Source organism: Campylobacter concisus, from assembly GCF_003048535.1.
Taxonomy (GTDB): domain Bacteria; phylum Campylobacterota; class Campylobacteria; order Campylobacterales; family Campylobacteraceae; genus Campylobacter_A; species Campylobacter_A concisus_S.
This window is the reverse complement of sequence record NZ_PIRQ01000012.1, coordinates 1-25,317: the sequence shown is the minus strand read 5'-3', so window position 1 is coordinate 25,317 and position 25,317 is coordinate 1. Positions and strand designations below refer to the sequence as shown.

The window sequence follows — 25,317 nt, the reverse complement described above, 5'->3', positions numbered from 1 at the left end:
TTATTTCCTCTTCAATGCCTTTTCTATAAACGTCTTACAAATTTTTAGATCGGTATCGTAACCTTTGGGTAGCTCCAGCTTTTTATCTTTTGCTAGATCTTGCGCTAGTTTGATTTGTTTGTCGCTCGGCGGGCGGATGGCTTTGTCTTTATTTTTGTTTATAAAATCCGAGCAAATTTTCCAGTCTGCTTCTATGCCGTCCGGTAATGCTATTTTTAAATCCGAAGCTATGCTTTTCGCAAAATTTAGCTGAGCCTCGCTCGGAGGTTTGGTCTCGCCGCTATTTAGCTCTTTAAAGCCCATTTTCTCGTGCAGCGGCTTTATAAAATCGAGATAATTTACTTTGCCGTCGCTTATCTCGTCTAGCACGCCTTCCATTTGCTTTGTAAATTCGCTTTGCGTGATCCACTCGTCGTCCTTTTTAACGCTCTCGATGAAACTTATCCCTTTACCGGTGGCCACTATGTTTTGATTTTTGCCTTTGGTCTCGATAACTACGAATTCCCGCTTTAAAAGCGTAGGCAGAAACGTAGCGTACGTGCTTGGCCTGCCGATGCCCTCTTTTTCTAAAAGGGAGATAAAATTGCTTTCCTTGTAGTGCTGCGGAGCTTGCTTTTTAACCTCTTGCAGCTCGAAGCCCAATACCTCGACTTCGTCGCCTTGATTTAAATTTAGCTCTATTTGGGCTACGTCTTTATCTTGTTCGTCTTCATCGTCCGCTTGCTCTTTCAAAGCTCCCTTAAAGCCTTTATAAATGCATTTGCCGGTCTTGGACTTAAAGCTTAGAGCCTTGACGTCTATGTCGTATGTTTTGTTCTCGTTTACGGCATTTTTGGCTTGGCTTAGGACTGAATTTAGAAAAATGAGCTCATAAAGCGATTTTTCGTCGTCGCTTAGGCTTTCGCGCCCGGCGATCTCATCTATCTCGCCGTAACCATGCACGTGGCTTATACGGATCGCTTCGTGGGCTTCGGCTTGACTTTGGCTGCCGGCTTTATATATTTTTTTCTCGTACCACTCCTCCCCTTTAAATTTAGCTTCTACTTCGTTTATAAACTCGTCCGATATAGTGTTGCTGTCGGTTCTATGATACGTTATAAGACCTTTTTCGAATAGCTTTTGAGCTAGGCTCATGGTTTTATCCGAGCTAAACCCCAGTCTCTTATTTGCCGCTTCTTGCATTTGGCTGGTTCTAAACGGAGCTTGCGGCTTTATTTGGCTTTGTTTCGTATCTATTTGATATACTTTCGCCATGCTACCGCCAAGTTCGGCGATTTTTGCGTTCGCTTCGTCCTTTGAGCTAAAAATATTATCGTTTACGGCCGTAAATTCTACGCCGCTTCTCGTTTTTAGCTTTGCTTTGATTTTGTAGTCGATCTGTTTTGATGCCGGGCTTGCTAAAAACTCTTTTATTTCAAGCTCTCTTTTTACGATCAGGGCGAGTGCCGGCGTTTGAACCCTGCCGACGGATAAATTTTTATCGTTGAGCTTGTTGATGTAAGCGGGCGACATAATAAAGCCCACCAGCTTATCGCCTACCGCTCGTGCTTTAAAGCTATCGAATTCCTTTAAATTTGAGCTTGCAAACGGCACGGCTTTATCTAGCCCTTTTTTAATGCCGCTTTCGGTTATTTCGTGAAACTCGGCGCGCTTTACGCTTTTGGCGATATTTTTAATCGTCTCGTAAACCATGTAGCCGATGCCGTATCCCTCTCTGTCCGGGTCGGTAGCGATAATGACGTCCTTGCCTTTGCAATCGTTAAAAATTTCGTTCATTCTATGCTTGCTTTGCTCTTTCATCTCAAATATCGGCTCATAGCCGGTATAATCGGCCACTATCTCCTTTGCAAGCTCTTTAAAATGTCCTTTGGTAGCATAAACCTTTGCGCCGGTTATGTGCTCTATCTTGTCGCACTTGTTTGGGCTTTCGATGATGATTACGGCATTGCTCATTTTTCGCTCCTTAGTTAAATTTATTGCTCAAACGGCGCATCTTGCGCGTTATCGATATATTCATTGTCTATCTGCGACACAGAATGGGTTTGCTCGTTTTGCCCGATTTCTTGCCTATCTTTGGTATCGAGCATTATCATCTTATCGACGACTACGCTATGCTTGCTTCTGTTTTGTCCGTTATTATCCGTCCATCGGTCAAATTTCAACCGCCCCTCGATAAATATCCTTGAACCCTTAGCCAGGTACTGATTGGCTATTTCCGCGCTTTTACCCATAAAAGTTACGTCTATAAAGCACGTCTCTTCCCGCTTCTCGCCGTTTGCCGCATTAAATTTGTGTGTCGAGGCTATTGCGGTATTACCTATGGCCATACCACTTGCCGTGTATCTGAGCTCTATATCTTTGGTTAAATTTCCTATGATTGTAGCTTGTGCGAACATTTTTACCCCTTTTAAAAGAATTTTCTAAATTTTAGCCTTACGGCACCGCGTATCCGCCGCGAAATACTTTATAAGCATCATATACGCCTTTTCCTAGCATTTTCGTACCTTTGCCTATATCTTTTCCAAGATTTACACTCGCGTCTATTCCGGCTTTCGTGATTTGTCCTACCGCATTTCCGCCAGTGGCCTTGCCGAAGCTTTGCAACGCTCCGCCGATAAAGCTGCCGCCGGTCGCTTTTCTAGCTAGTCCACCCAGCAAAGTCTTTCCGGCTATGCCGCCTGCTACCGCGCCTGCCACTACTCCGCCTGCTCCGCTTTCCATCTGTGTTCCTAGTACCGCATTTATCCAATTTGGTATTTTTCTGATTATGAAAAGCGCAGTTATGCAAGTGATCGCGCCGGTTATCAAGTATTCAAACTGCTTTATAAATAATTCACCTATGACGTTTTGATATTTCTCAAGCTCTATGATCGGATTCATTGCTAAATTTAGGGCTATAAATGCCAAAGGAGCTATTATGGCGTATGATAGATATAACTTGTACCAGCTCCATAAATACGGCAAAAAGCGCGGCGTGATCAAAAACGGCAGCACCAATGGCAGCGTGCTTAATATCAAAAACGCTACGAATTTACTAAAAAATATAACGATCGTAATGCCGATTAGTAGAATAAAAAATACTAGGTAAAATATCCAAAACGGGATCATTAAAAATGCCGTTACGACGCTTGCCATTATGTAATCCGTCGGGCCATTAAAACTTAATCCCAACATAGACCATTCTTGCGATTTTAAATAGGTCTTGGTTCCGTATTCCCACATTAAAGCCCTTAAATTATCCACTCTATTGGCCGATTCTGTCACGATCGTTCCGAAATCTTGACTCTGAAAAATCGAGCTTACAGTCGCGGTTATCATATTTTCAGGTATGGTTAGGACGTATAGGGCGCCGGTATATGCGCCAAATGAGCTAAGAACGGCAAAAATAAAGCAAAGCTTGATTATATATTTTATAGCGTTAAATGTCTCCTCTCGCGTCGGATAGCCGTTTTTTAGCTTATCCAACAGCCAAAATACGACTATTAAGATTACGATCGTCGTCGTGGCGGTCGAATAAACTAAATCGTGAGCTCCTTGATAAAATTTTTCAAATAAACTCATCACGTTTTCTTGCATAACTGCTTGAGTCTTGTTTATCCAGTTGCTATCCGTTAAAAGCGTTTTTGCTACTTGCTGCTGTGCCATTTTATGCTCTCGTTATATCTTTTTTATAGGTTTTTATCGATATTAGTGCTTTATTGTTATCTAGCGGCTCTGAGATTTTTATCTTTTTGATTTCTATTTTTTTGCCGTCTTTCATTATCGTCTCTGTCGTGATCTCCTCTTGAAAATACGGGCTTTGCATCTCGATGATAAACTCTTCAGCTCCCTCTTTTATACTTACATCATCCGCGCTTATCGGTTGCTTTTTGGCGGTCATTCCGTCGCCGACTCCTAAAAAATTCAAAAATTCAAATAACATTTTAATTCCTTTAAATTCGGGGCTTTCGCCCCGTCTACCCTAAGTTTGGTTTAGCTTACCTGCCTTGTTCCATGCCCTTATCCTTTTGCCTAGTCTGCTTTTTAGCTTTCTCGGCTTCTTTGGACATATCAAGCCTTTGCGCCGGGTTATAGTAGTCTACGCCTTTGATTTGAGCCATAGTTAGGTTGTCTAGCTGCTTTGCTAAATTTCCGCCTATTCCCAATGTCTTGCTGTAGTCTATTCTGACTTCGTATGCTTGGTTCTTGGCCGCCTCTCGGTAGTTTTGGATGGCAGTTAGATCCCGCTCCTTGATTTTTTCTTCGTTTAGCCCATCGAATTGGCTTACGTGATAGAGCGTTTTTGTCTCCAATCGCGGCTTTATCGGGATTTTTTCCTTGACTACGTACGTGATCGCCTTGCCGGTATTTTCATCAAGTCTAACGTTGCCGTCTTTGTCTTTGACTGCTGCTATAACCTCTTTGCCGTCTTTGTCCAGTTTCGGCCTTAGCTCGTGATCTGCGATATAAAGCATTTTAACGCCGTCCACTCTCGCTTGTAGGCCGTTTTTGGTTTTTAAAATTTCGCCGGTTTGCTCGTCGTGTTTGAGCTTTAGCACCCCGCCCATCGCGTTGCCTTGCTCCATCGTTACAAATTGAGCCTTGTCGTAGCCTTTTATGGCCATCTCCGCCCTTAAAAGCATGCTGGTCTCTCTTGAATACGTTTTGCCGGTTAAGGCGTTGTAAGGCATGGTGTTATCCACCTCTTCCTTGCTCATATCCCTTTGCCAATCCGCTTTTGCGGTCTTATGAGCTTCAAAAAGTTTATACTTCATATATTTATCGAAGCTCTCTTTTTTCTCGGCATTACTCATCTGCTCCCAACTCTTTTTCTCTTGTTCCGTTGCCATTTTTTATCCTTACGTCTGTCGTTTACTCATAGCTTTTGGGCTATGAGTCGGTATTGGGCTCGTCTTGATCGGCGACCTCCATGCTTTGGTGGGACTTATTTAAATATTCCCATTCCTTGCTCTCGCCGTCGCTGATTTCAAACTCACCGTCTTCGCTTGTCGCAAATCGCTCGGCAAGATTTTTCTCATACTCTTTGTATGCCTTTTCTTGCTCTTGCTTTTCTGCATAGGTCATTGCTTACTCCTTAGGGTAGATTTTAGAGCTTTGAGCTCTAATTTAAATCTTTGATAAAAATTTAGATTAGAGCTCTTAAAAAATAATAAAACATCTAAAAATAAAATTACATATAATTTAAATTTAGCAAAAATAAAAATATTATATTTTTAAATTTTTTGCTAAATTTATTATAGAAATTTATAAAATTTTACTCCCTATCTACTTTAATTTTTAGAGCTTTTAGCAGCTCGTCTCTTTGTTGTCTTTTATCATCCGCAGGCTTGATCTCGCTTGAGCCGTTTTGTGCCGTATTTACTTCGCCTTTTGCCTCTTTTTCGCTCCCTTTTTTGGCCGTATAGGCGTCTTGCTTGACAGCAGCTTCGCTTTGGTCGTCCTTTGCCTCAACTTCTAGCTTATCCGCCCCTTTCCACTGTGCCATCTTGAACCAATAAGGCACTTTTGCCTTGATGGGCATCTTGTAAAAGCCTTTAACGAGAATTAAAATATCGCTACTATCTTGGTTTTTCAAATCTTGGGCGGTTACTAGCTTTTTGGCTTCTTTGCTCTTTGAGATATTGCTTTTAAACAGCTCCATATTACCTTGCGATTTGCTGATTTTGATATTTGTGTAGTCGCCGATTAACTTGCTCGTATCCTCTGCGTCTTTGTCGCTATTCATGTTAAAAATTACGTGATATCCGCTGTTATTTTTTACGATATTCATATCGTCTTCACCGTAGTATTTTTTGATCTGCTCGTAGCTTTGCGTAACGAAAACCGGTAAAAGCCCATAGCTTCTGCAAAGTGCGGGGGCTTCTAATAAAAACGGCATCTTGCCGAAGCGCACGAACTCATCCCCGAAAAAGTATATAAATCTCTCGGGATCGCTGCACTCTTCTCCGCTCATTAATTTCTTAAATAATGTTTCTATGAAAATACGAATTAAAGGAGCTAAAATTTCGATATCTTCGGTTTGAACGACTACATACATCGATATTCTTTTTGCTCTTAAATCCTCAAACGTAAAGCTCATCTTGCTGGTTGCGTTGGCTACCTGCGGATTGCTAAAAACCGTCATAAACGTATCGTATGTCGATTTTATGCTTGCAAATTCATTATCTGCGGCTCTTGCATACGCTCTAGCCTGATTTCTCGTGCTTTCGTCGATACTTTCGTCAAAGCTTGTCTGTTTTAGCCAAATTTTAAAAGTATCTACGTCATAGTCTCTCTCTCTTTCTTTGTCCGGGTCGTCCTCGTCTATATCTTTCATTGCCTCTTCGCCGAATTTTTCGTCCAAATACTCGAAATAATCGGCTTTTGGAGCTTGTGCAAGTTGGGCTAGCGTAGCGTGTTTGTCTTTTTGCATAAAGTATTCGGCGAAAAATACAAACATCGTTCTTGCCGATTTTATCCAGTGATCGTTTTCGCTGCCTTTTTCGCCTACGAAAATGGTAGAAGCTATCTGCTCGGCCAATTTTTTGATATGTATATACTCCATGTCTTTAACGATTGAGCGATCGAACGGGTTAAAAAATAGCGTATTATCCCAGCTAAAAGGGGAGAATAGCTGAATTTCGTTGTTAAAATATTTTTGCCTATACCCGGCTGTCTTTTTATATAGTTCGCCTTTGATATCTAACGTTACGCAAGAAGCCGGTACGCTTAGTAAATTCGGAATGATCATACCCGCCGTTTTACCGCTTCCAGGAGGCGCTACCACTAGCGTTGAGAGCGGCTGCGTAGCCCTTAAGAACTGCGGATTATCGCTATCTATATTGTGACATCCTAGCACCAAGCCGTTTTTATAGTTTATATTCATTTTAGGGAAGTCTTCGGGCGTCGCGAACCTTGCTGAGCCATAATCTTCGCCGTCTCTAAAATACGGCAATAGCCACCACGCAAAGACTACCAAAAACGGGGCGATCAGCGTAAATAATGCAACGTAAGCCTTTAATTTTAGCGTCGGCGCGCCTATATTTATTAAAATTTTATACGCCACTGCGGGTACTTTTATCAAATCCGGATTAAAAATAACCTTGACCACCGCCAAATATAGCACTACGCCCATTATGAGCGAAACGAAGAAAGCCCAAGCCCATCTTTTAGCGGTAAATTCTTTTGAACTATCCATTTTCCTCCCCTTTTGTTCCCTCATTGCTCGGCGTTTTAGTATGTTTGACGTCTATTTTTATTTTTAAATCTTCCATTTTTGCGCTTAATTCTTTTATGGCTACTGCGAAGCTCCGCATATTTTTTTCTAGGTCATTCTTGGCTTCTTCGGGGCCGGTAATGTTTGTATTTAGATGATAGGCAATCTGATTTAAATTTACTCCCAAGCGACCGAATTCTCGTAAGAATTCGCTTATTATTTCGTTATTCGTTTCTATCTGTTCTAGCACGTCAGCGTATTTTTCTACATGTACCAGCTTTCGAACTACTGCCGATTTACTTTCATTGCGTCTTTGAGATATGCGTTTTAGTACCCTTGCGTCGGCTTCGGTAAAATATATAAAATGCGCGGCTACTTTTCTCATGCTACGATCTTTGCAATGTCCAGTTCTTTTAAATTTAAGATATCCGTCACGACTCTTTGATTTTTAACCCTGGCTATTTGGATAATGTAATCGATCGCCGTAACGATAAGGCTATCTAGCATGCGATCGTCCACGCTTGATAGGCCGCCTCCTAAAATAATATTGGTTTTAATGGCCTTTATGGCGTCTTTGGGATTATTTGCGTGTAAGGTACTTAAATTTCCGGCATGCCCGGTGTTGTTTACCCTTAAAAACGAAAAGGTATTGCGGATGTCTATCTCGCCTAAAAATAGCCTATCGGGTCGCAAGCGCATCGCATTATCGATCGCTACCTGATAGCTGTAAATTTCGGTGGCGATTTTGGGTACGGCCAGCTGCGTTTTATTTACGTTTTCTACCCTCAGCTCTTGGCTGTCCTCTATGGTGACTACTCGCTCGCCCGGGTCTATTTCTCCCATTAACGAGTTTAAAAAGCTGGTCTTCCCGCTTCCCGTTCCGCCGCTTAAAAGTACGTTTTTCTTATCCCGGATTAGCTCTTTGATTTTTTCATAAGTCCAGCCCTCGTTTATCACGTTTTGACTTAATGTAAAGCTTTCTAGTTTAAAGGCCTCTTTGCTGGGTATCCTTATACAAATTGCGATATCGCTATTAAACAGACTTGATTTATGCTGCGCTTGGACGCGGTAACGTAAAAACGGATCGGGCAGTTCGCATGAGAGGTGGCAATGCGTTTCGTCGAAGCGCTGATTTCTTCTAGTGGCCAGCTCGATCAAAAAATTATTTAGAAATTTTATATCTAGCTTTGGGTCTTGCACTATTTCCCAGTGGTCGCCGTAGTCTATGTTTATTTCGCACGGCCGATTAAATATTAGTTCGTTTGCCCGCAGGGTCAAATACGGCTTTAAAACGCCTAAAATATTATTTAAAATTATGCTTTCGCTCATTTTACTCTTCTTGGCTTGCTTCTGTTGTGCTCGTACTTACCAAATCGTTTTTTTCTTGCACTAGCTTTTCTAGCTTCTGCCTTTCTTTTGCAGCGTTTGCCTCAGCCTTTTCGGTAATTTTTAGCTGATTTGCTATGCGTTTTAGTAGTCTATCGTTTGCTTTTTTATTTTGTAGCTCAGTCTTAACTTGGCTTTTGATTTGCTCGTATTGCATCGGCTTTCCCTTTAATCGTTAAAATATTGCATCATCACTTCGCCGTTTTTTGGTTTTGCAAACCACATATGATTTGTAGGCACTAAAAATATACGGCTTCCGCTTTTGATTTCTATGGTTGGCTTGATTTGGCTTTGCTGCTGGATTATGTCTTGCACTACGCTGCTTACGTCGCTTCTAGCATTTGAGTAAATTTCGGTGGCGTAAGAGTTGTTTGAATTTCCCATTTTTGAGGCTATACCTAAAAGCAAAGCGTTCGTAATCGTTGAAATTGAGTAGGCTATGCCGTAGCGTTCCCAATATTTATTATTTATCGCTCCTACGACTCCATTCATTCCCATATTATCGGCGGCCATTGCATCTGTTAGCATTATATTAATGCCTTGCGGCGTGATTATCTCGCGCCACCTGATTTCCAGCCTTTCATGCCCGATTTTGGTGTCGTTGGTGTAAAAGCCTATCACTTTACTTCCGCGAGGGATCAGCACTGCTCGCCCCATAGCAGCATATATGTCTTGCTCTATTTGAGCCGTTACTATTCCGCTCAAATCCGAACTTATCGCGCTCGTTAGAATTGCCGGGATCAGCCGCCCGGCTCTAATAGTGCGGTATAGTCTGTGTTCATTCGTGCTGACATCTAGGCTTTTTTGATTTGAGAAGCCATCGGCGCCGTATTTTAATGAGTTTTGATTTACGTTTTTTATCTCGTTGTTGCGATTAGCTAAAATTTGAGCTCTTATTAGTTCGCGCATTTTGTTTTCGTAGGCGGCCTGGTTGTCTCTTCTTATTTCTTGTTTTAGACTCTCTTGCTTGGCTTTTAGCTCTTCTTGTTTATCTCTAGCGCGCTGCGCCATTTGCTCTTGCTCTTTCGTCATATCTTCGGGCGTAGCGGCCGGCGCTCCTGGCGTGATCTGCCCGGATTGCTTTTTATTAGCTTCGAGTTCTTCTAATTTCTTTAAAATTTCGCCTAAATTTTGCCCGTCCTCGCTCGGCATTTTCTTTCCGGCTTTATAAATGTAATCGTCGACCGGAAATTTTGAATTTTCAAAAAGATGATTCAGATTCTTTTGGTTTTGTAAATTTCTTATTTGCTCGTCTTGCTGCTCTTGCCCGGCCGCCTCGTTAAAAATTTCCTCCGCCAAAAGGGGAGAGGAAATTATACTAAGCGTCGCAAGGCTTAAAAGCAGCGTTTTCTTCCCCTTTTTCATTCTAAAATCCTCTTGCTTTCTTTGTGGATTCGTTATATTTTTCTTGGTTTTTCGTTATTGTTTTGCTATTCTCTTTTTGTCTTTGTTTTACGGCTTCTTCATCGGTGTTTAAATTTTTTCTTATCTCTTTTCTTAGTTTTTCGGCCTGCGTTTCTTTGCGTTCTACGCATACGTAGCTGTCGCCGCTTTTAATCGTAAATTTCGGATTTATAGTCTCTGCGATTATGTAATCGCCTATTACCCTCGTTTCTACCGGGCTATCTTGTTTATCAATGACTGCGTAAATAGTAGGGATTTGCGGCATTTCGTCTTTGGAATACTTAAAATACGTAAATTTCTTATCGCTAAAAATTTCAGCCGATAGCAGCCACTCATTTTCTTTTTTGGCCTTTTGCGTATATCCGCTGTAAATATCGCTCTTTTTGACTTTCAGCTCGGCTATGCCGTCTTTTATTGTTAAATACTCCTTGCCGTCCTCTTCAAGCTTAGCAAGCTTAGCTTTTTGCGTTTCGCCGTCTTTTATACGAACTATGAAGCTTGGGTCGCTTGAATTTTTATAATCCGTCGAAAAAATATAAAAGGTATGGATTTTTCCATCACCCGTAAAAATCGTTAGGCTAGTATCGATGCCGATTAGTTGCGGGATTATTGCGATAGCATTAGGCTGGCTTGGGATTTGCTCTATTTTAAAGCCGGTCTGGTCGCCTAGCACGAAATTATCTATCTCGCTATCAAATATCAGCGTAGTGGCCATTGCATGGCGCGTGCGAATTTTGATGGTTTTATCGGGCTGATATTTGACTACTTGCGTATTTTCGTATCCGCTGTATTTCTTTGAGTGAAATTTTTGCTGCAATGCCTTTAAATCTTGATTGCGGATGGCGTTTTTCATAAGCTCCAGCTCGTCTTTGCCTATCTGCCTATCCGAACCATCGGGCGCACCGCCGAAGTCTATTACGTCTTGTTCGGGAATTTGCCCGCCGTTAGGGTCGTTAAATTTTGCCCCTTGCGGCTGCTGCCTTTGCTTGTATAGTCCGAGCGGATTTATTTTAAAATTCGATTGTATATTGTTGTTTACGTCTTTGTTTTTATCGTTAAATATATCTTCGCCCATAGAGCCGTTTTGCTGCTGCTCGTTTACCAGCTCTTGCGTTTGGCGCATAATGGCGCGGATTTGATTCATCTGCTCTTCGCTTAGTCCCTCTTGAAGCTCGGCCGCGCTTAAATTTAAAGCAAGTGCCGAGACGATCGAAAGTTTTATTAAATTTCTCATTTTGAGCCCTTTTCGTCCAAAATTTGCGTTATTTGATATTTACTTACGATAAAACCGGTAGGATTTTTCATCGTATCGGCGTATGTGCCACTTTGGTTGCGAAAGTCGTACTCTATCGCGCTTCTGTATTTTTTATAGCTTACTTCAGTGCGCGTAGGATTCGTGATCTCGGCCTGGAAGTCGACCGTCGCTACGTTTTGACTTAAAACGGCTACGTTTAAAATTTGAATGTTACGGAAGTAATTTTTAGTCGTATAAATCGAGTTGGGATCGCTTACTAAACTTTGAAATGCTTCCCATACCTGCCTGCTGCTTTGCGTGCGTATCTCGTTGTAGCGCTCGACATCGTCTATGCGATTTATCATCTCTCTGTTTTTAACGTATCCAGCTAAAATGCTTTTTAGCAGCTCTTCGTTGCTGCGGACATTTAGGCTCGTATCGTCTATAGTCACGAAGCGGGAGTCGCCGTCTGAAAATTTAAGTAAAACCGGCTTTGTCTCCTTTAACGGCGTTAAAAGCGCTATTGCTACCGCCAGACTTACGCTTACGACCGCGAGGGCTATGATCGTATAAAACATATACGCTTTAATGCTTCTTTCGGCTCTAAAAATAAAATTTGGGTCGATCTTTCTCTCTTCAAACGCCATTTAACCCACCTTTATAAAATCGTAACAAGCGCAGGGGCTTATTCTTTCTATTTTGCTAGGTTTATCCGCGCATCCGCTTAAAAGCGCCGCTAGTATCGACGCCGCCATGATGATTGCAATCTTTTTCATCTTTAATTCCTCTTCCCTTTAAATTCTATGTAATGTTTTCGCCAGTGAATCGGGCTATCGTTTTTAAGCTGCTTTAAAAGCATTACGTTGTCCGAGCTTGACGAGAATACTCGCAAGTAGCTTCCGAGCCTCGACAAATCTATATCCAGCTTTGCGCTCTCGTTTCTTAATTTCATATTTAGCAATATTTGCCTCGCATTCGAGTTTGTCTCTTTTAAAAATTTGGCTTCCGTCGGCGTTAATCCTATCATCGCGTTTAACTCCGCCAGCGTCTCTTCGCTATTGGTCGGAAATATGACAAAATTTGCGATATTGTCCAAAAAAGACGAGCCGCGCTCAATGTTGTTAAATAAGCTCATATTTTGAAAGCCCATACACATTACTCCGCCGATTTTTCTAACTTCTAGGATTGCTTCTAGGATTTTTTCTTGCATCGTCTCATCCTGCAAATAATCCTTTAACTCGTCTATAAAGCAAAAGAAGCCGCGCTTATCCGCGCTATTTTTGGCTTTATTTTTTAGTTTATGAAAAATATATATAGCCGTAAGTCCGGCGGTTTTTTTGTTTTGCAGTATGCCGTCCATATTTAACACTGATAACTGCTTGGTAAAATTTAGGGCGTCTTCTTTGTTGTCGAATATCGAACCCTTATAATTGTCAAATCTGATTTTTAGTCTTGATTTCTCGTTATTGTCGCTTGGAAGCGATATAATAAAATCGCTTAGCGTTAGCGTTTGACCATCTTGCTTCATGTCGTATATACGGTCTATCGTGTTGTTAATATCGTTTATCGCTTCATGCTCGTCGTTTTTAACTTCGGCCATAAAGCGCAGCCATGATTTTAAAAAGTCTCTATTTTCGTTCGTGTCGGCTAGACTGAACGGATTTAATTTAAAGCCATCGCTCTCACTATCGTGATATTCGCCGTCTACGTAGTTCGTGAAGTTATACATACCGCGTAGCTTATCCATTGCAAATATATCTATCGGGTATTTAAATAAATTTGTCATTAAAAATTGCGCCAGCGTCGTCTTTCCACTTCCGGTTCCGCCCACTATCATCGTATGCCCGGCTGGGCGATCGCCGTCTGGCTGCCAGTGAAAATTGAATAAATACGGCGTGCCGTTTAGGTGCTTAAATGTCGTTATCGCTTCGCCGCCCCAGTCGTTTTGGTTAAATCCGGTTACTTCGTTTTCAAAATTTGCGATCGTGGCTAAGTTGCTGATATTTAGCGTTTTCTTTCTAGCGTTTAAATTTCCGCGACTAGGAAAGAAACTAAAATAAAGAGCTTTTTGATTTAGCGTTTCTCGGACAACATTTAATCCTTGATTTTCTAGGATATTTTTTAGCTCGTTCGAGCGGTTTTCCAGCTCTTTGAGGCTATCGGCTAGGCAATATACCGAAAAGCTCGTTTCTACTAAATTTTCTCTGTCGGCTTGGATTAGCTCCATTAACTGATCTAGCTCTTGGCGGACTAGCTCTACCGCAAACGCTTTGGTGTCCTTTATCTTCTTGATCGCCTTGCGCTTTTCGTAGGCTTTTAGATAAATCATAGCCATAAATTCGTTATTGCTTTTGATTAAATTTGAGGTGATGATCGACTTGATTTGCTCAGTTTCGTAGGCTTTTACGCTGATAAATCTAGCGTATTTGGTCGTGCCATCGTTGCGGTAAAACTCTATGTAGTCTTTTTTAAATTCGACGTATGAGCTTATGTAACTATCTGTGATCAGCTCATTCGTATATGCAAGATTCGTCTCTTTCGCGTTTGAATACGTGGCATAAAAATTTATGATCTCATCGCCGCTTAGCTGTCTTGGCTGATAAATCGAGAAGTAGTTTTTGATGTTTGAGAACGTATCACTTAAAAGCTCGATTTTTTGCTTTAATTTTGCGCTTTCGTTGCTTTCGTCGCCCTCTTCGCTAGTCATTTTGGTTTTAAAGCTTTCCAGTAGTCCTGTGATATTTTTCGTCATCGTAGAAATTATTAAAAAGTATCTTATAGCGTATATATCTTGATCGGTTTCCCATTTTTTTATGATCTCGTTCGCATACGGATTTATATTTTTGTCTGTATATTCTTTGTCGTCTTGCTTTGTTTTTTTGATGATTAAATTTATTTCTACGTCATCTTTCAAAGTCGTAAAAAACATAACGCGGTTTAAAAGATAGTCCGTCTCGTCGTCTAAGCTGATTCCGGCGTAGCTTACCCCTTTTAGCTCTACTGCTATACTTGCGTTGCCGTCTTTGGTGATTATTATATTCTCGCCGTATTTGCAGGCGATGTTGTTTTCTTTTGCCAGTGTATAAATTTGCGGTTCTGCTATCATTAAAATTTCATCCGCTTTTTTATTGATCTTATTGATTTTTGATAAAACGTCGTTTTCCGTTTTATTTTTAATGCTTGGTTTTTCTTGGCTTACGTCAATACCAAGCTCTCTTTTTAGTTTTTCTTTCTTTTTGTTTTGATTCCACTCTTTGATTACGCCTATTATTCCGCGAGCCATTTTCTAACCTATGCATAAAATTTGTTTTGCGATATTTTCATTTTAGAACCGATGATGTCGTATATGTCTTCATCAAAAAATTCTAAAATAAAGAAGAAGCAGTATAAAATAGCAACGACTGCTAGCGAATATAAAATCAAGATAAACCACGAGATAAATCCAGCGATTATAATCGTGAATAGACTCGTGGTTGTTAGACCTATGATTTTCGTTCTTTTGGTTAAGTCCATATAGCAGTCGGTCACTATCATTCGCTTTTACCTTTTACATTGCTGCGGCAGATAAGCCGTATGCAATACCAAGAATAATCGCGATACCAAGTAGCAATTTTATATTATTTTTTAAAGCCTCGATATTTACGAACATTATCGTTAAGAATACTACGACCCAAATAATACCGAATACGGTGATTACCGTATTGATAACGCTTGCGGCACTACTGCCGGCTTCAGTGATTTGTTCGTTTGCCTTTGTTTCCAAAGTTTTTAAAACGTTTTGGCCGCCCGCTCCGAATAAATGAAACGGCAAGAACATTAAAAAGTAAAAAATACTTTTCGCCTTTTTTGAGACTTCTCTCATTGTTTGCTCCTTTTTGATTAGAATATTTTTGATTTCTAGCACTATACTATTTTTCGAAAAGCGAGATTTTGTAAAAGTGATTTTGCGAATAGCGATTTAAAGGATATACAAGCAATTCTTTTAAAGATTTTATAAGTATTTATTTACTTTTTTACTTTTTCATATTGATTATTTTATAGGCTTTTTGCGATTATTTTTTTAAAAAAGTCTTTTTACAAAATTACGCTTTTCAAAAATTTTACAAATTCTTTTAAAAATTTTCTCTTCCGTTTCGTTTTGCTTATCTCTGAATACTTTTGCTAGATATTTTTAATTTTTTCTTATATTTTGTCCATAAGCTTATCCGAATAAAATTTTCTTGTTTTATTTTTACGCATCGCGAATATAGTTCTAACTTTTTAAATATTTTTGTGCTCTTTTTATGCTTTCCCTTTTAAAACCTACTTGCTTTTTCTCAAAAATAAAATGCTCTGCGTTTTATTTTATTTTCGGCAATTGCAAAATTACCGAAAATCACATCTTTTTTAAGTTTAGCTTCCCTATTTTTAGGCGTTTTATCGCCGTAAAATGGGCTAAACTTAAAAAAGTGATATATAAAGGGGGTTATCCTGCCTTACTTCTGGCATTATCTTTTCTTAAAGCTACTTACACTAACATCTTTTGCAAATATCTTTAAAAGCTATGGATACTTTTTAAAAATTTAAAAGGGAGAGAAATTGGCAAGACGCGATTGGGATGCGTTTTTCGAAGAACTAAAAGCTATCAGAGCCGGCTATACTCGCACGGCAAAATCAGAGCACAAATACGTTTCTTTTGGAAGCGGTGCAGGATTTTCTCGCTCGCATATTTCTTTTCCTAAAAACAACTTTGCCAAGCAATCGGTCGTAAAGATGATTTCAAATTTACCTAAAACTTCCATCAAGCGTTGCATCGACTACGCTCTTAAAAACTCTCTCGACGGCGCGGCTATCAATGAAAAAGGGGAGAGAGTAGGCAGCGATGAAGTTTTAAAAGATTGGGGCAAGGATTTCGGCGATAATCCAAACTCGAAGGACGCGTGGCATCTAATTTTTTCTATCAACGAGCCTTGCGACGATCAGCAAAAATTAAGAGCTTTGAGCGAGAGCGTACATAACGTATTAGGTCTAAATTTTAGCGGACACAAGTATGCTTTCGTGCTACACACCCATCAGAATAATCCGCACGTGCACGTGGTTTTAAATAAACGAAATAGCTTTACCAATAAAAAAATCCACTTTGATAGCAGAAGCGAAATCAGAGAGTTTTTCGACGACGTGCGGACTAATTTCGCTTACTCACTCGGGGCTCGCGGACTAAAATACGAGAATAAAAATTTCTTGCAAAAGGATTTAAAGCTCGAATTTAACAAAGTAAAATCCGCCGTGAAGCTGGAAACGGACGACTATACGGCAAAAGATAAAATAAACGACTATTATTCAAAAATGCAGGATAAAAATAAGCAAAGCTATGACACTACGGCAGGGCGAATTGAAGCTATGAATAACGAGCTTGCCGCGCTTAAAAGGGATAATGAGGAGCTCTTACGGCTCTTTTTGCTTTATACTAAAAAGCGAAATAAACGGGCATATAAGTTCGCTCGTGAGTTAAAAGAAAGTAACCGAGTCATCAAAGAAAAGAGCAAGGCCGTGCTATCTGAAATCGACAAAATAAATAAAATTTCCAGTCAAGCTACGCAGCTTAACGAGATGCGGCTGGCTCACTATAAAGACCGCTCTGCAGGGCTAAATTTACTTGAAAATTTTAGCTACAACTATAATAAAATTTATCCTAAAAATAGGGGCGCGAGCAAGGCCGACTGGCAAAACTATAAAAAAGTATGTCGTGCTATCGCTATTCATCGCGGCCGCGAGGACGATGCGGCTAGAAAATATTTCGAGGATAGCTTGCTAGTTACTCGCATGCTCGGGCGTAACGAAAGTCTTTTTAAACTAAGCGCGAAGCTTGAAATTTTGGATAAAAATCTTTACGTATTGCAACACTCGGGCATAATCGGCGAAGAGGCTGCCGCTTTTGAAAAAAGGCTAAAAAGCAATAAGGAATTTATCGCGGATATTTGTCAAAAACGCTTCGACTACGTCGGCAAAAAGCTTTTAAATAGCGATAAAATCGATAAAGACGGCTTTTTGTTCAAAGAATATTTTAAAGGCGTATCGGTGCTGGGCATTAAGCCTGACGATCGTCTAGTAAAAATCAAAAACGAAAAGAGGCTTTATAAAGACGTCTTGGCTGAACGATCTGGTAAGACTAAAATTCAGGGTTCTCGCCCGGCGGATCAAGATAAATTTAATAATGAGCTTGGCGGTCGAGAGTAGATTATATTTAAGAAATAATAAAATGTTTAAAAATAAAATTATATTTCATTAAAATATAGTAAAACTAAAAATATCATATTTTTTAAATTTATGTAAAAAGAAGTATAAAAAAATTAAAATTTAGAAAGGGAAAAGAGATTTATTTTATTCCCTTTTTTAAAATTTGAATGTAAAATTATTTTATGTTTTCGTTCGAGTTGCTTTTGATTTTGATGATGCCCTTGAGCTTGTCTGCATATGATTTATCAAGCTCAAGTCCATTTTTTCGTAAGTCGTTGTAGCCTTTTTGAATATCTGCCCCAAGATCGCTCTTGGCTTGCGGGGTTAAAATATTCTGCTTCTTAATGAAGCGATCGATCTTTTTTTGTAAATCTTCGCACAGCTCTTGCTTTGTTTCTTTTATGACTTTCTGAAGATTTTCTTTGAGATTAGGAAGATCTGTGCGTATAACGTCTTCTATGATCTCGTTTTGTATATTGTCATAATTGTGAGAAGACCAATTCCTGATATCTCTTATCCCTTTTATATCTTCTTTTTTAAATTTATCTAATATATGGTATTCCTGCGCTTCTTCAAGCTTCTTAAATTGCTGGTATACGACGTCGATATGTTTCATTATCGCCGGCTTTGCAAGCAGCTCGTCTTCTAGTGCTGCTGTAACGCCTTTGGGCTTACAAATTTCAAATACTTGATCTATTTTTTCTACTGCTAGTTCTAATCGGTATATAATTTTTCTATCAGACATAAATCGCTTCCTTCACTATCTTGTCGTCTTGCATTTTTTGCTCAGAATAGAAATCGCAAATATCTACCGATTTATGAAATTTGCCCGCGATCTGCTCTTTTAAATCATTTAAATACGCAAGCGCTTTAAACGCGTGCAGTCTATCCAAAAAGTCCTTTTTGTCGGCCAAAACGACTATATCTATATCCGAGTCTTTACCCGCATAACCTTTGGCATAGCTTCCGAAAAGTCCTATCTTTTGGATGCCGTCTTTTTCAAGACCCGGCTTGAGCTCGGATAGATATGCGAGTATCGATTCTTTGGTTAAATCGGGTAACGTCGTCTTCATTGGGGATTCTCCTTTTTCTATCTTTTTCCGTTTTCAAGAACCGTTATATATTCTGGATCGCACTCAAATTTGCCCCATTTTGTACATTCGACCTCGTATGCCGACCCTACTTTTTTATTATTTTTATCTACGACTACTACTACGAGTTTCTCATTGTTTATGAGGTCGTTTTGGGCTTTCCATCTTGTAAATTTGGCAAAGCCCTGCTCTGATGTATAATTTTTCCAATTTTCGCCATTAAATAAGGTCTGTGCATGATAAAATTCAAAATCTACATTTTTAACTCTCTCTTTTAGCTTATTGACCATCGCATCGTAATTTGCTTGTTTTATTGCCGGATTTGCATTCTCTAGCTTTACAAGCCCATCATCTTCACCGCATCCTGCCAACATAAGCCCGGCTATAACGGCCGCCGTCAGTAGTTTAATTTTCTTCATTTTTCATCCTTATTTTTACAAATTATAGCATATTTTGCTATTTATTTTTGCCGCCTCTCGAACTCCTCGTAAATCGGCATCAGAACTTCCTCTTTGTGACCTCTGAAATCAAAGCCTAGCGAGTCCAAGTAGTCCGCCATCATCTCTACGCTACTCTTCAAAAAGCCAAGCTCCCTGTCGCTAATGTTGCCAAGCTCCACCGGCTCAAGAGGGAGTGGGGCTTTGATTAGCTCCGCCATTATATCGTGTGCTCTTTCAAATTTATTATAGTTCTTGTTCATTGACTCATACTGCCCTTCGCCTATTTGACCCCTAAAGGTTTCGCGGCGCCCAACCATCGGTCTGTCTAAATGTTTGCGCCTGCTTATCTAAAATAAAAACTTTAAACGGATCGTGGCTAAAAAATACGCCATAGCTTTCAACGTTCGTCGCATTGCCTATAAATTTAAGCTTTATCGCCTCCGTGTATTCACCATCCCTTTTTAAGGAGTACCGCCCTTCATCCATCGAAGAATTTAAACGGGCGTAGTCTATTTCCGTTAAATAAATTTTCATTGTAATCCTTTTGCTATGCCGTTGCCCGGATGTATCTATCCATACAATCTTTAAGGCCTTTTAGCGTGTTATATGAATAAAAGTGCCTATCCCGCGTATTTGTACCGCATTCACAATATAAAAATAGAACCTCTTGCTCGTTCCAATTCGTGCTAGCGCCGTAAGTCCAGCCGTTTATTTCAATCCTCGCTCCGGTTTCATCTTGTTTAACTTTGCCGTATTGGCTAAGTAGTTTAATCGCGTTCGTTAATTTCATCTTTTTAAGTCCCTTTCTTCTTAATTTATAGAACGATTATACCACTTTTTAACTTAAAAAATAATAAAATACTAAATAATAAAATATCAAATAATTAAAATATATAAAAATATAAAATAGCAAAAAAGCAAAAATAGCCTAAAAATAAATTAAAAACCTAAGCATTATTTAAGCCTAAATTTGATTTTCTTTCCCCTTTTTTAATTCCTGCTGCCGTCATTGGCGGCAGCTCCTGTATTTAGGAGGGGCGTTGCGGGGTGCCCCCGCTTAAACCCATAGAAGCCGAGACCTTAGGCTCGGCTTCGGCGCGGCAGCACCTTAGTGCAGACCGCCAACAAGAACGGCATTTTGTAAAAATTTTACTCATCCCAAATCCGAGCAAACCCCCAAGAATAGAAATTAAAATGTAATTTTTAAAATCTTATTCAAACCTTAAACTTTAAAAAGCAAGCCAAATTTTCACCGCTCTGGCCGTACTGCCCGAACATCTGAGAGCTACCGCTTTACTTAACCCGGCAGCGGGACGTTATGAGCGAGATTTTGTAAAAAATTCACTTGCCGCAATCTCTATCAAACTCCCAAATAAAGGGGATAAGATATAAATTCCAAAAGCTTATATAAACCTTAAACTTTAAAAAGCAAGCCAAATTTTCACCGCTCTGGCCGTGCTACCAATTCCAATCCGGACAGCCTAAAATTTAACTGCCCGAACATCTGAGAGCTACCGCTTTACTTAACCCGGCAGCGGGACGTTATGAGCGAGATTTTGTAAAAAATTCACTTGCCGCAATCTCTATCAAACTCCCAAATAAAGGGGATAAGATATAAATTCCAAAAGCTTATATAAGCCTTAAACTTCAAAAACCAGCTTAAATCTTGATTGCCCGAATTAATCAATATTCTATAAATCATATAGCCCTAGAATACTCCCTGCCGATTTTTCTTTCGACGAGATTAAGTCGCTTAAAGCATTCTCTCATTCCGGGCAGACGCTGCACCTTTGGGGCTATCTCTTTAAATTTTGAAGGATTAAATTTTAAAAGCTCATTTACGCGCTCATTCTTTGCGCAAGGCTCTAAAAAATCATATTTCTTTGATAAATACTCTACTTTCTTGCCAAGCTCGCTCAAAGGCTTTAAAATGTTTTCTTTGCTAATATTGCGCGCCGCTAGCCCCAATGCCTTGCCGACTACCAAATCATCGTTAAAGTCCTTTAATATAGGCATTTGCCTGTCGGCATTCGGCACTATTTGCTCTACGATCTTGCCAAACTCTTTGCCGCGATCGTCATTATCGAACGCTAGCGTAAATTTTGCATCCGGGGCGAGCTTGCGAAGCGCTTTAATCGCATCTTTTTGCGATGTCGATATTTGCCCGTTGGTCGAGCATAGCAGCGTCTCTTGCAAATTTATCCCTTTCATCTCGCAAAACGATAGCGTGTCGATCATGCTTTCGCTGATTATTATATTTTTAAATTCTTTGGGGTTTTTATGTGCGTTATCGGCTTTTAAAATTTCTAGCCCCTTATTTCCGTTGCAAAGCTGCTTGATAGGCTTATCATATGCTTTTCCTTGCGGATCGCGTGTTAAGGGCTTTGAGAGATAGCTTATCGTTCCGCTTTGCTTTAAAAACTCTTTCGTGCCGGCGTCCGTTTGCACTGACGTTAATGTGTACGTCGGTACGACCGCGTTTTGGTATTTACTGTCTTGTTTTAGGCTGCTAAATTGTGCCAATAGTTCTCCGCTTAGCTTCCTACGGCTAATTAAAAATGAATTTTTATCCGTCTTATCTAATTTTTTAAATTTTTCTATTATTTCATTATCGATTTTTTTAGTAGTTGTTTTTGGTATAGTATTGTTTTGTAACTCTTTTATATCTTTTATTTTGTCTTCGTCTATTAAATCTTTTACTTCTACTCCGCGATTTTTAGCGAAGCTGTAAATATTGCCCCGATCGGTACTGTCATTTGGATTAAAATATAAGTAGTGGCCGTTTGATTGGCGTGATATGACTATCGTATCTCCGTAGTCGTTCGTAAGCGTTTTGTAGTTACGGCTACTTTTGTCTCTTTTTTCAAAGTAGCCGTTATTTTTTAAAATTTCATCGAGTGCGAGCTCGACTAGATTTTCTTTCATCTTGGACACAGATCTAAAAATGCTTGTCTTTTTTGAGCCTGCTTATGCGCCTTTTTAGCCGTAATCGAATAGTACTTTTTAAGGCTTGCGGCGCACTCCGGCGGGCGCGTAGCGCTTGCGAGGCATAGCACCGCTTCGCATGCCAGTTTCTTATCGCCGGTAAATACGTCGCCGAGCTCTTTTGGAGCAGACGTCTTTGTCGCCGTATCCTTTGCGCTCGTCTCTTTTGCGGTCGCGCCGCTTGCCGCAAAAATTGCACCTACGATCAAACTAAAAACTAGTTTTTTCATTCTTTCCCCTTTATTTGAAATATACGAATTTTGGTAGTCCCAGCTCATCTTTCGGGAGCTGCTTGGTTTCTGGCTCAAATATGGCGTCGTTGCGCTTATATTCTACGACCGACTGATTAAAGCTCTCTTCGGTTAAATTTTTATTGCTGCCGCTTTCGTTTAGCTGCTTGCTAGTAGCCATCGTGCTGGTGTAGTTGATATTCAGCTCGTATTGATGCTGCAAATTTTCTAAAATTTTAAGCAGTATCGAGTTTGTGAGGGCTTGAGCTTGCTTTTGGTTGTTTGGTTTGCTCAGCTGCTTTGAAAGCTGCTTTAAATCGTCGTTCATTTTCGCTTTTGAGTAAGGATTAGTCTTATCGTCGCTATGAAACGTATCTTCAAAGGCTAACAAGGCGTTTGTTTTCTCGATATTATCCCTTTCTTGCAGGAATTTCTCGGCATTTTTTATGTTGTTGATTTGCGCTTGATAGTTCGCTCTTTGGATAGGATCGACGGCTTTATTCATCTGCTTGGTCAGCTCGTCTATGCTTTTGCTCAAATTTGCACCGTCTCGCAATGCGTAAGTGCAGCGATTAACCTTGCTTTTGATTGAGCTTTTGGTTTTTCCTAGCGTCATTCCGAAAAATTGGCTATTATTTTCCAAAAACGAGCACGCGTTTTGCACTCTCGCTATATCGCCCATTATGTCATTGGGGATATTTTTGACGTTATCGTAGATACTTTGCATTTGACTGATCATGCTTTGCGCATCGCCTAGTATATCGTAGATGCTGTTCATATCTATGCCGAGCTCGGCCATCTGTTTTTCAAAATTTAGCGTATCTTTGACCATTTGCTCGTACTGCTTGATTTGCTCAGCATAGTCTTTTAGCGTTTGAGTATAGCCCATTACCGCTTGAGCTATCGCAGCCACGTCTATAACCGGAACGCCTCCTGCGTTTGCGCTGCTAAAAAATAGCGCCGTTGCCGCACCAATAGATATAAATGTTTTCTTCATATCTCTCTTCCTTTCTGCTCGGTATTTTCTTTTTTAGTTTCCTTTTCAGCCCATTTTTCGATGGTTTGTTCTAGCGTTTTGGTGGCGTTTGGATAGCTATACCTAAATCTATCGGTATCTATCGGCTTGCCCACCTCGTCTCCGTGTTTTCTTTTTACATCGATTTGCCCCTCTTGCAACTCTACGTAAAGCGGCGTTAATTTATCTATGCCTTTGTCTTTGTTGTCTTTAATTTTTTCGTATAACCTTGCTTCGTTATTCATGAGCTCTAGCTCGTTTTGTAGCTGCCTGAAAAGGAGCGGGTTTTCCTTTTCGAATTTGGTTTGAAATTTTTCGTCGTCCTTGTGCGGGGTCATCACTTTTTTGTTGTTATCCTCGTTTATTTCCCACTTTCCCCTCTTGTCCTGCTTATCTTCGAGTCCTTGTATCTCTCTGGCTGCATCTAGGTACTTTTTCGCCCTTTGTTCGTCGTGCTCGCACGCTAGGGCTAGGCTAAAATTTAAGTCTATAAAGCTCTTTCTTAGGCTCAAAAAATCGTTTTCGCTTTTGACATAATTTTCCAAGTCACCCTCAATCACGTTTCTTCTTTGTTTTGGCGTTATATTGCTCATTATAGGCTCCTGCCTCTGTCATTTTCGTTTTCTTGCCCTTTGGCCTTGTTTAAAATTTTGTCTTTGGCCTGCACTAGCGTATCGTTTACCTTTTGGTAAAATTTAGGGTAGCTATCTTTAAAATTTGGCGTTTCTTTTTCGATGTCGCCCATCATCTTTTTTAGCTTTTCGTATCCTTTGACATCAAGCCCTTTTTTGGTTTCTTTTTCGTAGGTCGTTTGTAATTTAGCGTAATTAGCCCGCTCGTTCTCCATCTCTTTAAAACCGCCTTTGACTTTTTTGCGTTGCGTATAGACCTCTTTTACCAAATCGCCGACAGCCTCTTTAAATTTAGGACTGTCAAAGGCTAGATCAAGCTTTTCTTGGCGCTGGCGATCTTTGGCGATGCTTTCTTCTTTGCCCTGTTTTAGCATCATCTCGAGGCTTCTGTCCATCTCTTGCAGCGCGGTTATAATGCCGTTTATCCCATCACTATTCATTAGGTTGTCGATCGATTTTTGAAAATTCGCTTCAAGCTTCGATTGCTTATCTTTGAGGTCTTCGAGCTCCTTTTCGTGCTGCATTTCTAGTTCGTCGGCTCTCTTATTCCAGTCTTCTTGCTCTGCGCCGTTTTCTCTGCCCGGCTGTGGTTCGTTTTGCTTGGGGCTTGGCTCTTTTTCTTCCCCTTTTTCCTTTTTGGCGATTTGCTCTTCTTTTGCCTTGATTTGCTCTTCTATTTTTTCTTTCTCTTTTAAAATTTGCAGACTCTCTTTTAAGGACTCATTTTTTTCTACGCCGTCCAATCTGTCTTTTACGAATTCTCTTTTTGCTTTCGGGCTTTTAAATTCGTCCAGCTCCGCCTGTCTTTCCCTGATTCTCGTATCTAGCAGCTCTTTTTCGCCTAGTATTTCTACGGCTTGCTGTGCGTCTTTACTTAAATTTGCAGCTCCCGTTACTTCGTAGGCAAATTTTTTGTTAATGTCTCGTATGGTGTATTCTTTGCCGTTGTCGAAGTCCTCTTTTAAGTCCATATTCATTTCTCTTAGGGTGAGCTCTTTTATTTCGGTCACATCCCTTAGACTCATATTGGTTTTATAAATATCGTTGATCGCTTCTTGAACCTTGCTATCGTCGTCCGTTCCGTATGCGGTATAAAATTCTCTTACGCAAGCTACCGCGCTTGTTTCGTTGCTTTTAAATAACCCGGTGTTTTCTATGGCTTCTCGACAATCTAAAATTTTGTCTCTCGTGTCGTCTATATCTTTGTTTCGCGTTTGTGGCTCGTTTTCTTCCCCTTTGCGTATGCTCGAAGCTGTAAGCATCTGCTCGTCCTCGCTTAAATATGCCCATTCGGCCATTTGCTCTTGTGTCAGCTCTTCTGCCACTCTAAATCCTTTTGATAGATTATTTTTCAGTAGTTTATCATTCATTAAATTTAAAAAACTTTTAAAAAGTGATATATAAAAAATCAAAAAAATTGTAAAATTTGAAAACGCTCACAAATACCTTTTAAATGCTCTACAATCAAAAATAGGCTTTTTCCCTATTC

29 protein-coding genes are annotated in these 25,317 nt (G+C 40.1%); 1 reads left to right on the top strand and 28 read right to left on the bottom strand.

Annotated elements, in window-relative coordinates; genetic code table 11:
• The 17 genes from CVS93_RS09430 to CVS93_RS09355 form a co-directional block, all read right to left on the bottom strand.
• Entirely contained in the window at window positions 1-1,953 is a 1,953-nt protein-coding gene (locus tag CVS93_RS09430; protein ID WP_107687428.1) for a type IA DNA topoisomerase, read from the bottom strand.
• 20 nt (window positions 1,954-1,973) lie between these two features.
• The gene (gene ssb / locus CVS93_RS09425) at window positions 1,974-2,396 is read right to left on the bottom strand and encodes a single-stranded DNA-binding protein (RefSeq protein WP_107687427.1); all 423 of its coding nucleotides are present in this window, start codon (window positions 2,394-2,396) and stop codon (window positions 1,974-1,976) included.
• Between the two features lie 37 nt (window positions 2,397-2,433).
• Window positions 2,434-3,645 (bottom strand): type IV secretion system protein, encoded by a 1,212-nt coding sequence (locus tag CVS93_RS09420; RefSeq protein WP_107687426.1) that lies wholly within the window; start codon window positions 3,643-3,645, stop codon window positions 2,434-2,436.
• 1 nt (window position 3,646) lies between these two features.
• Window positions 3,647-3,922: a hypothetical protein gene (locus tag CVS93_RS09415; RefSeq protein ID WP_009495768.1), complete on the bottom strand. Its 276-nt coding sequence runs from the start codon at window positions 3,920-3,922 to the stop codon at window positions 3,647-3,649.
• A gap of 55 nt (window positions 3,923-3,977) precedes the next feature.
• Window positions 3,978-4,829 (bottom strand): ArdC-like ssDNA-binding domain-containing protein, encoded by an 852-nt coding sequence (locus CVS93_RS09410; protein WP_009495766.1) that lies wholly within the window; start codon window positions 4,827-4,829, stop codon window positions 3,978-3,980.
• A 40-nt stretch (window positions 4,830-4,869) separates the two neighbouring features.
• Window positions 4,870-5,064 (bottom strand): hypothetical protein, encoded by a 195-nt coding sequence (locus CVS93_RS09405; RefSeq protein WP_002952535.1) that lies wholly within the window; start codon window positions 5,062-5,064, stop codon window positions 4,870-4,872.
• 190 nt (window positions 5,065-5,254) lie between these two features.
• Window positions 5,255-7,177 carry a type IV secretory system conjugative DNA transfer family protein gene (locus CVS93_RS09400; RefSeq protein WP_107687425.1) on the bottom strand — a complete coding sequence of 641 codons (1,923 nt, stop codon included), beginning with the start codon at window positions 7,175-7,177 and terminating at the stop codon, window positions 5,255-5,257.
• Window positions 7,170-7,580, bottom strand: coding sequence for a plasmid mobilization relaxosome protein MobC (mobC, locus tag CVS93_RS09395; RefSeq protein WP_107687424.1), 411 nt, complete (start codon window positions 7,578-7,580; stop codon window positions 7,170-7,172). Before mobC ends, CVS93_RS09400 begins: the two co-directional genes overlap by 8 nt.
• Window positions 7,577-8,524 carry an ATPase, T2SS/T4P/T4SS family gene (locus CVS93_RS09390; protein ID WP_002952532.1) on the bottom strand — a complete coding sequence of 316 codons (948 nt, stop codon included), beginning with the start codon at window positions 8,522-8,524 and terminating at the stop codon, window positions 7,577-7,579. Before CVS93_RS09390 ends, mobC begins: the two co-directional genes overlap by 4 nt.
• A 1-nt stretch (window position 8,525) precedes the next feature.
• Window positions 8,526-8,738: a hypothetical protein gene (locus CVS93_RS09385; RefSeq protein ID WP_002952528.1), complete on the bottom strand. Its 213-nt coding sequence runs from the start codon at window positions 8,736-8,738 to the stop codon at window positions 8,526-8,528.
• A gap of 11 nt (window positions 8,739-8,749) precedes the next feature.
• Window positions 8,750-9,946: a DNA type IV secretion system protein ComB10 gene (locus CVS93_RS09380; protein ID WP_009495760.1), complete on the bottom strand. Its 1,197-nt coding sequence runs from the start codon at window positions 9,944-9,946 to the stop codon at window positions 8,750-8,752.
• A gap of 1 nt (window position 9,947) precedes the next feature.
• Window positions 9,948-11,219: a TrbG/VirB9 family P-type conjugative transfer protein gene (locus CVS93_RS09375; RefSeq protein WP_107687423.1), complete on the bottom strand. Its 1,272-nt coding sequence runs from the start codon at window positions 11,217-11,219 to the stop codon at window positions 9,948-9,950.
• Window positions 11,216-11,866: a type IV secretion system protein gene (locus CVS93_RS09370; RefSeq protein WP_002952525.1), complete on the bottom strand. Its 651-nt coding sequence runs from the start codon at window positions 11,864-11,866 to the stop codon at window positions 11,216-11,218. Before CVS93_RS09370 ends, CVS93_RS09375 begins: the two co-directional genes overlap by 4 nt.
• Window positions 11,867-11,995, bottom strand: coding sequence for a hypothetical protein (locus CVS93_RS10030; RefSeq protein ID WP_009495754.1), 129 nt, complete (start codon window positions 11,993-11,995; stop codon window positions 11,867-11,869).
• A gap of 2 nt (window positions 11,996-11,997) precedes the next feature.
• The gene (locus tag CVS93_RS09365; RefSeq protein WP_107687422.1) at window positions 11,998-14,502 is read right to left on the bottom strand and encodes a type IV secretion system DNA-binding domain-containing protein; all 2,505 of its coding nucleotides are present in this window, start codon (window positions 14,500-14,502) and stop codon (window positions 11,998-12,000) included.
• Between the two features lie 8 nt (window positions 14,503-14,510).
• A complete protein-coding gene (locus CVS93_RS09360; protein ID WP_002952523.1) occupies window positions 14,511-14,753 on the bottom strand; it encodes a hypothetical protein in 243 nt (80 codons plus the stop codon).
• 13 nt (window positions 14,754-14,766) lie between these two features.
• Window positions 14,767-15,081: a hypothetical protein gene (locus tag CVS93_RS09355; protein ID WP_002952520.1), complete on the bottom strand. Its 315-nt coding sequence runs from the start codon at window positions 15,079-15,081 to the stop codon at window positions 14,767-14,769.
• A 716-nt stretch (window positions 15,082-15,797) separates the two neighbouring features.
• Between CVS93_RS09355 and CVS93_RS09350 the strand changes: the two genes are divergently transcribed.
• On the top strand, window positions 15,798-17,435 hold the full coding sequence (locus CVS93_RS09350; protein WP_107687421.1) for a relaxase/mobilization nuclease domain-containing protein: 1,638 nt from the start codon (window positions 15,798-15,800) through the stop codon (window positions 17,433-17,435).
• A 175-nt stretch (window positions 17,436-17,610) separates the two neighbouring features.
• On the opposite strand, the gene CVS93_RS09345 is transcribed toward CVS93_RS09350, so the two are convergent.
• The 11 genes from CVS93_RS09345 to CVS93_RS09295 all read right to left on the bottom strand — a co-directional run bounded on the left by CVS93_RS09345 (window position 17,611) and on the right by CVS93_RS09295 (window position 25,153).
• Window positions 17,611-18,180 (bottom strand): DUF86 domain-containing protein, encoded by a 570-nt coding sequence (locus CVS93_RS09345; protein ID WP_107687420.1) that lies wholly within the window; start codon window positions 18,178-18,180, stop codon window positions 17,611-17,613.
• Window positions 18,173-18,508: a nucleotidyltransferase family protein gene (locus CVS93_RS09340; RefSeq protein ID WP_107687419.1), complete on the bottom strand. Its 336-nt coding sequence runs from the start codon at window positions 18,506-18,508 to the stop codon at window positions 18,173-18,175. The genes CVS93_RS09345 and CVS93_RS09340 overlap by 8 nt, the downstream gene beginning before the upstream one ends.
• A 17-nt stretch (window positions 18,509-18,525) precedes the next feature.
• Window positions 18,526-18,945 carry a hypothetical protein gene (locus tag CVS93_RS09335; RefSeq protein ID WP_009495746.1) on the bottom strand — a complete coding sequence of 140 codons (420 nt, stop codon included), beginning with the start codon at window positions 18,943-18,945 and terminating at the stop codon, window positions 18,526-18,528.
• A gap of 41 nt (window positions 18,946-18,986) precedes the next feature.
• Window positions 18,987-19,226 (bottom strand): hypothetical protein, encoded by a 240-nt coding sequence (locus tag CVS93_RS09330; RefSeq protein ID WP_009495744.1) that lies wholly within the window; start codon window positions 19,224-19,226, stop codon window positions 18,987-18,989.
• Window positions 19,227-19,257: 31 nt separating this feature from the next.
• The gene (locus CVS93_RS09325; protein WP_107687418.1) at window positions 19,258-19,500 is read right to left on the bottom strand and encodes a hypothetical protein; all 243 of its coding nucleotides are present in this window, start codon (window positions 19,498-19,500) and stop codon (window positions 19,258-19,260) included.
• A 13-nt stretch (window positions 19,501-19,513) separates the two neighbouring features.
• Complete coding sequence (locus CVS93_RS09320; RefSeq protein ID WP_107687417.1) at window positions 19,514-19,756, bottom strand: hypothetical protein; 243 nt, start codon at window positions 19,754-19,756, stop codon at window positions 19,514-19,516.
• A gap of 908 nt (window positions 19,757-20,664) precedes the next feature.
• Entirely contained in the window at window positions 20,665-21,891 is a 1,227-nt protein-coding gene (locus CVS93_RS09315) for a toprim domain-containing protein (protein ID WP_107687416.1), read from the bottom strand.
• Window positions 21,888-22,181, bottom strand: coding sequence for a TrbM/KikA/MpfK family conjugal transfer protein (locus CVS93_RS09310; protein ID WP_002952049.1), 294 nt, complete (start codon window positions 22,179-22,181; stop codon window positions 21,888-21,890). The genes CVS93_RS09315 and CVS93_RS09310 overlap by 4 nt, the downstream gene beginning before the upstream one ends.
• A gap of 10 nt (window positions 22,182-22,191) precedes the next feature.
• Window positions 22,192-23,178: a type IV secretion system protein gene (locus CVS93_RS09305; RefSeq protein ID WP_107687415.1), complete on the bottom strand. Its 987-nt coding sequence runs from the start codon at window positions 23,176-23,178 to the stop codon at window positions 22,192-22,194.
• Window positions 23,175-23,789, bottom strand: a complete 615-nt coding sequence (locus CVS93_RS09300) for a hypothetical protein (RefSeq protein WP_009494165.1) — start codon at window positions 23,787-23,789, stop codon at window positions 23,175-23,177. The genes CVS93_RS09305 and CVS93_RS09300 overlap by 4 nt, the downstream gene beginning before the upstream one ends.
• Complete coding sequence (locus tag CVS93_RS09295; RefSeq protein WP_234400129.1) at window positions 23,789-25,153, bottom strand: hypothetical protein; 1,365 nt, start codon at window positions 25,151-25,153, stop codon at window positions 23,789-23,791. The genes CVS93_RS09300 and CVS93_RS09295 overlap by 1 nt, the downstream gene beginning before the upstream one ends.
• Window positions 25,154-25,317 lie beyond the last annotated feature (164 nt).

Excerpts from the sequence above, each read along its gene's own strand:
- CVS93_RS09430 (WP_107687428.1), bottom strand. The coding sequence starts at position 1,953 with ATGAGCAATGCCGTAATCATCATCGAAAGCCCAAACAAGTGCGACAAG.
- ssb (WP_107687427.1), bottom strand. The coding sequence starts at position 2,396 with ATGTTCGCACAAGCTACAATCATAGGAAATTTAACCAAAGATATAGAG.
- CVS93_RS09420 (WP_107687426.1), bottom strand. The coding sequence starts at position 3,645 with ATGGCACAGCAGCAAGTAGCAAAAACGCTTTTAACGGATAGCAACTGG.
- CVS93_RS09415 (WP_009495768.1), bottom strand. The coding sequence starts at position 3,922 with ATGTTATTTGAATTTTTGAATTTTTTAGGAGTCGGCGACGGAATGACC.
- CVS93_RS09410 (WP_009495766.1), bottom strand. The coding sequence starts at position 4,829 with ATGGCAACGGAACAAGAGAAAAAGAGTTGGGAGCAGATGAGTAATGCC.
- CVS93_RS09405 (WP_002952535.1), bottom strand. The coding sequence starts at position 5,064 with ATGACCTATGCAGAAAAGCAAGAGCAAGAAAAGGCATACAAAGAGTAT.
- CVS93_RS09400 (WP_107687425.1), bottom strand. The coding sequence starts at position 7,177 with ATGGATAGTTCAAAAGAATTTACCGCTAAAAGATGGGCTTGGGCTTTC.
- mobC (WP_107687424.1), bottom strand. The coding sequence starts at position 7,580 with ATGAGAAAAGTAGCCGCGCATTTTATATATTTTACCGAAGCCGACGCA.
- CVS93_RS09390 (WP_002952532.1), bottom strand. The coding sequence starts at position 8,524 with ATGAGCGAAAGCATAATTTTAAATAATATTTTAGGCGTTTTAAAGCCG.
- CVS93_RS09385 (WP_002952528.1), bottom strand. The coding sequence starts at position 8,738 with ATGCAATACGAGCAAATCAAAAGCCAAGTTAAGACTGAGCTACAAAAT.
- CVS93_RS09380 (WP_009495760.1), bottom strand. The coding sequence starts at position 9,946 with ATGAAAAAGGGGAAGAAAACGCTGCTTTTAAGCCTTGCGACGCTTAGT.
- CVS93_RS09375 (WP_107687423.1), bottom strand. The coding sequence starts at position 11,219 with ATGAGAAATTTAATAAAACTTTCGATCGTCTCGGCACTTGCTTTAAAT.
- CVS93_RS09370 (WP_002952525.1), bottom strand. The coding sequence starts at position 11,866 with ATGGCGTTTGAAGAGAGAAAGATCGACCCAAATTTTATTTTTAGAGCC.
- CVS93_RS10030 (WP_009495754.1), bottom strand. The coding sequence starts at position 11,995 with ATGAAAAAGATTGCAATCATCATGGCGGCGTCGATACTAGCGGCGCTT.
- CVS93_RS09365 (WP_107687422.1), bottom strand. The coding sequence starts at position 14,502 with ATGGCTCGCGGAATAATAGGCGTAATCAAAGAGTGGAATCAAAACAAA.
- CVS93_RS09360 (WP_002952523.1), bottom strand. The coding sequence starts at position 14,753 with ATGATAGTGACCGACTGCTATATGGACTTAACCAAAAGAACGAAAATC.
- CVS93_RS09355 (WP_002952520.1), bottom strand. The coding sequence starts at position 15,081 with ATGAGAGAAGTCTCAAAAAAGGCGAAAAGTATTTTTTACTTTTTAATG.
- CVS93_RS09345 (WP_107687420.1), bottom strand. The coding sequence starts at position 18,180 with ATGTCTGATAGAAAAATTATATACCGATTAGAACTAGCAGTAGAAAAA.
- CVS93_RS09340 (WP_107687419.1), bottom strand. The coding sequence starts at position 18,508 with ATGAAGACGACGTTACCCGATTTAACCAAAGAATCGATACTCGCATAT.
- CVS93_RS09335 (WP_009495746.1), bottom strand. The coding sequence starts at position 18,945 with ATGAAGAAAATTAAACTACTGACGGCGGCCGTTATAGCCGGGCTTATG.
- CVS93_RS09330 (WP_009495744.1), bottom strand. The coding sequence starts at position 19,226 with ATGAACAAGAACTATAATAAATTTGAAAGAGCACACGATATAATGGCG.
- CVS93_RS09325 (WP_107687418.1), bottom strand. The coding sequence starts at position 19,500 with ATGAAAATTTATTTAACGGAAATAGACTACGCCCGTTTAAATTCTTCG.
- CVS93_RS09320 (WP_107687417.1), bottom strand. The coding sequence starts at position 19,756 with ATGAAATTAACGAACGCGATTAAACTACTTAGCCAATACGGCAAAGTT.
- CVS93_RS09315 (WP_107687416.1), bottom strand. The coding sequence starts at position 21,891 with ATGAAAGAAAATCTAGTCGAGCTCGCACTCGATGAAATTTTAAAAAAT.
- CVS93_RS09310 (WP_002952049.1), bottom strand. The coding sequence starts at position 22,181 with ATGAAAAAACTAGTTTTTAGTTTGATCGTAGGTGCAATTTTTGCGGCA.
- CVS93_RS09305 (WP_107687415.1), bottom strand. The coding sequence starts at position 23,178 with ATGAAGAAAACATTTATATCTATTGGTGCGGCAACGGCGCTATTTTTT.
- CVS93_RS09300 (WP_009494165.1), bottom strand. The coding sequence starts at position 23,789 with ATGAGCAATATAACGCCAAAACAAAGAAGAAACGTGATTGAGGGTGAC.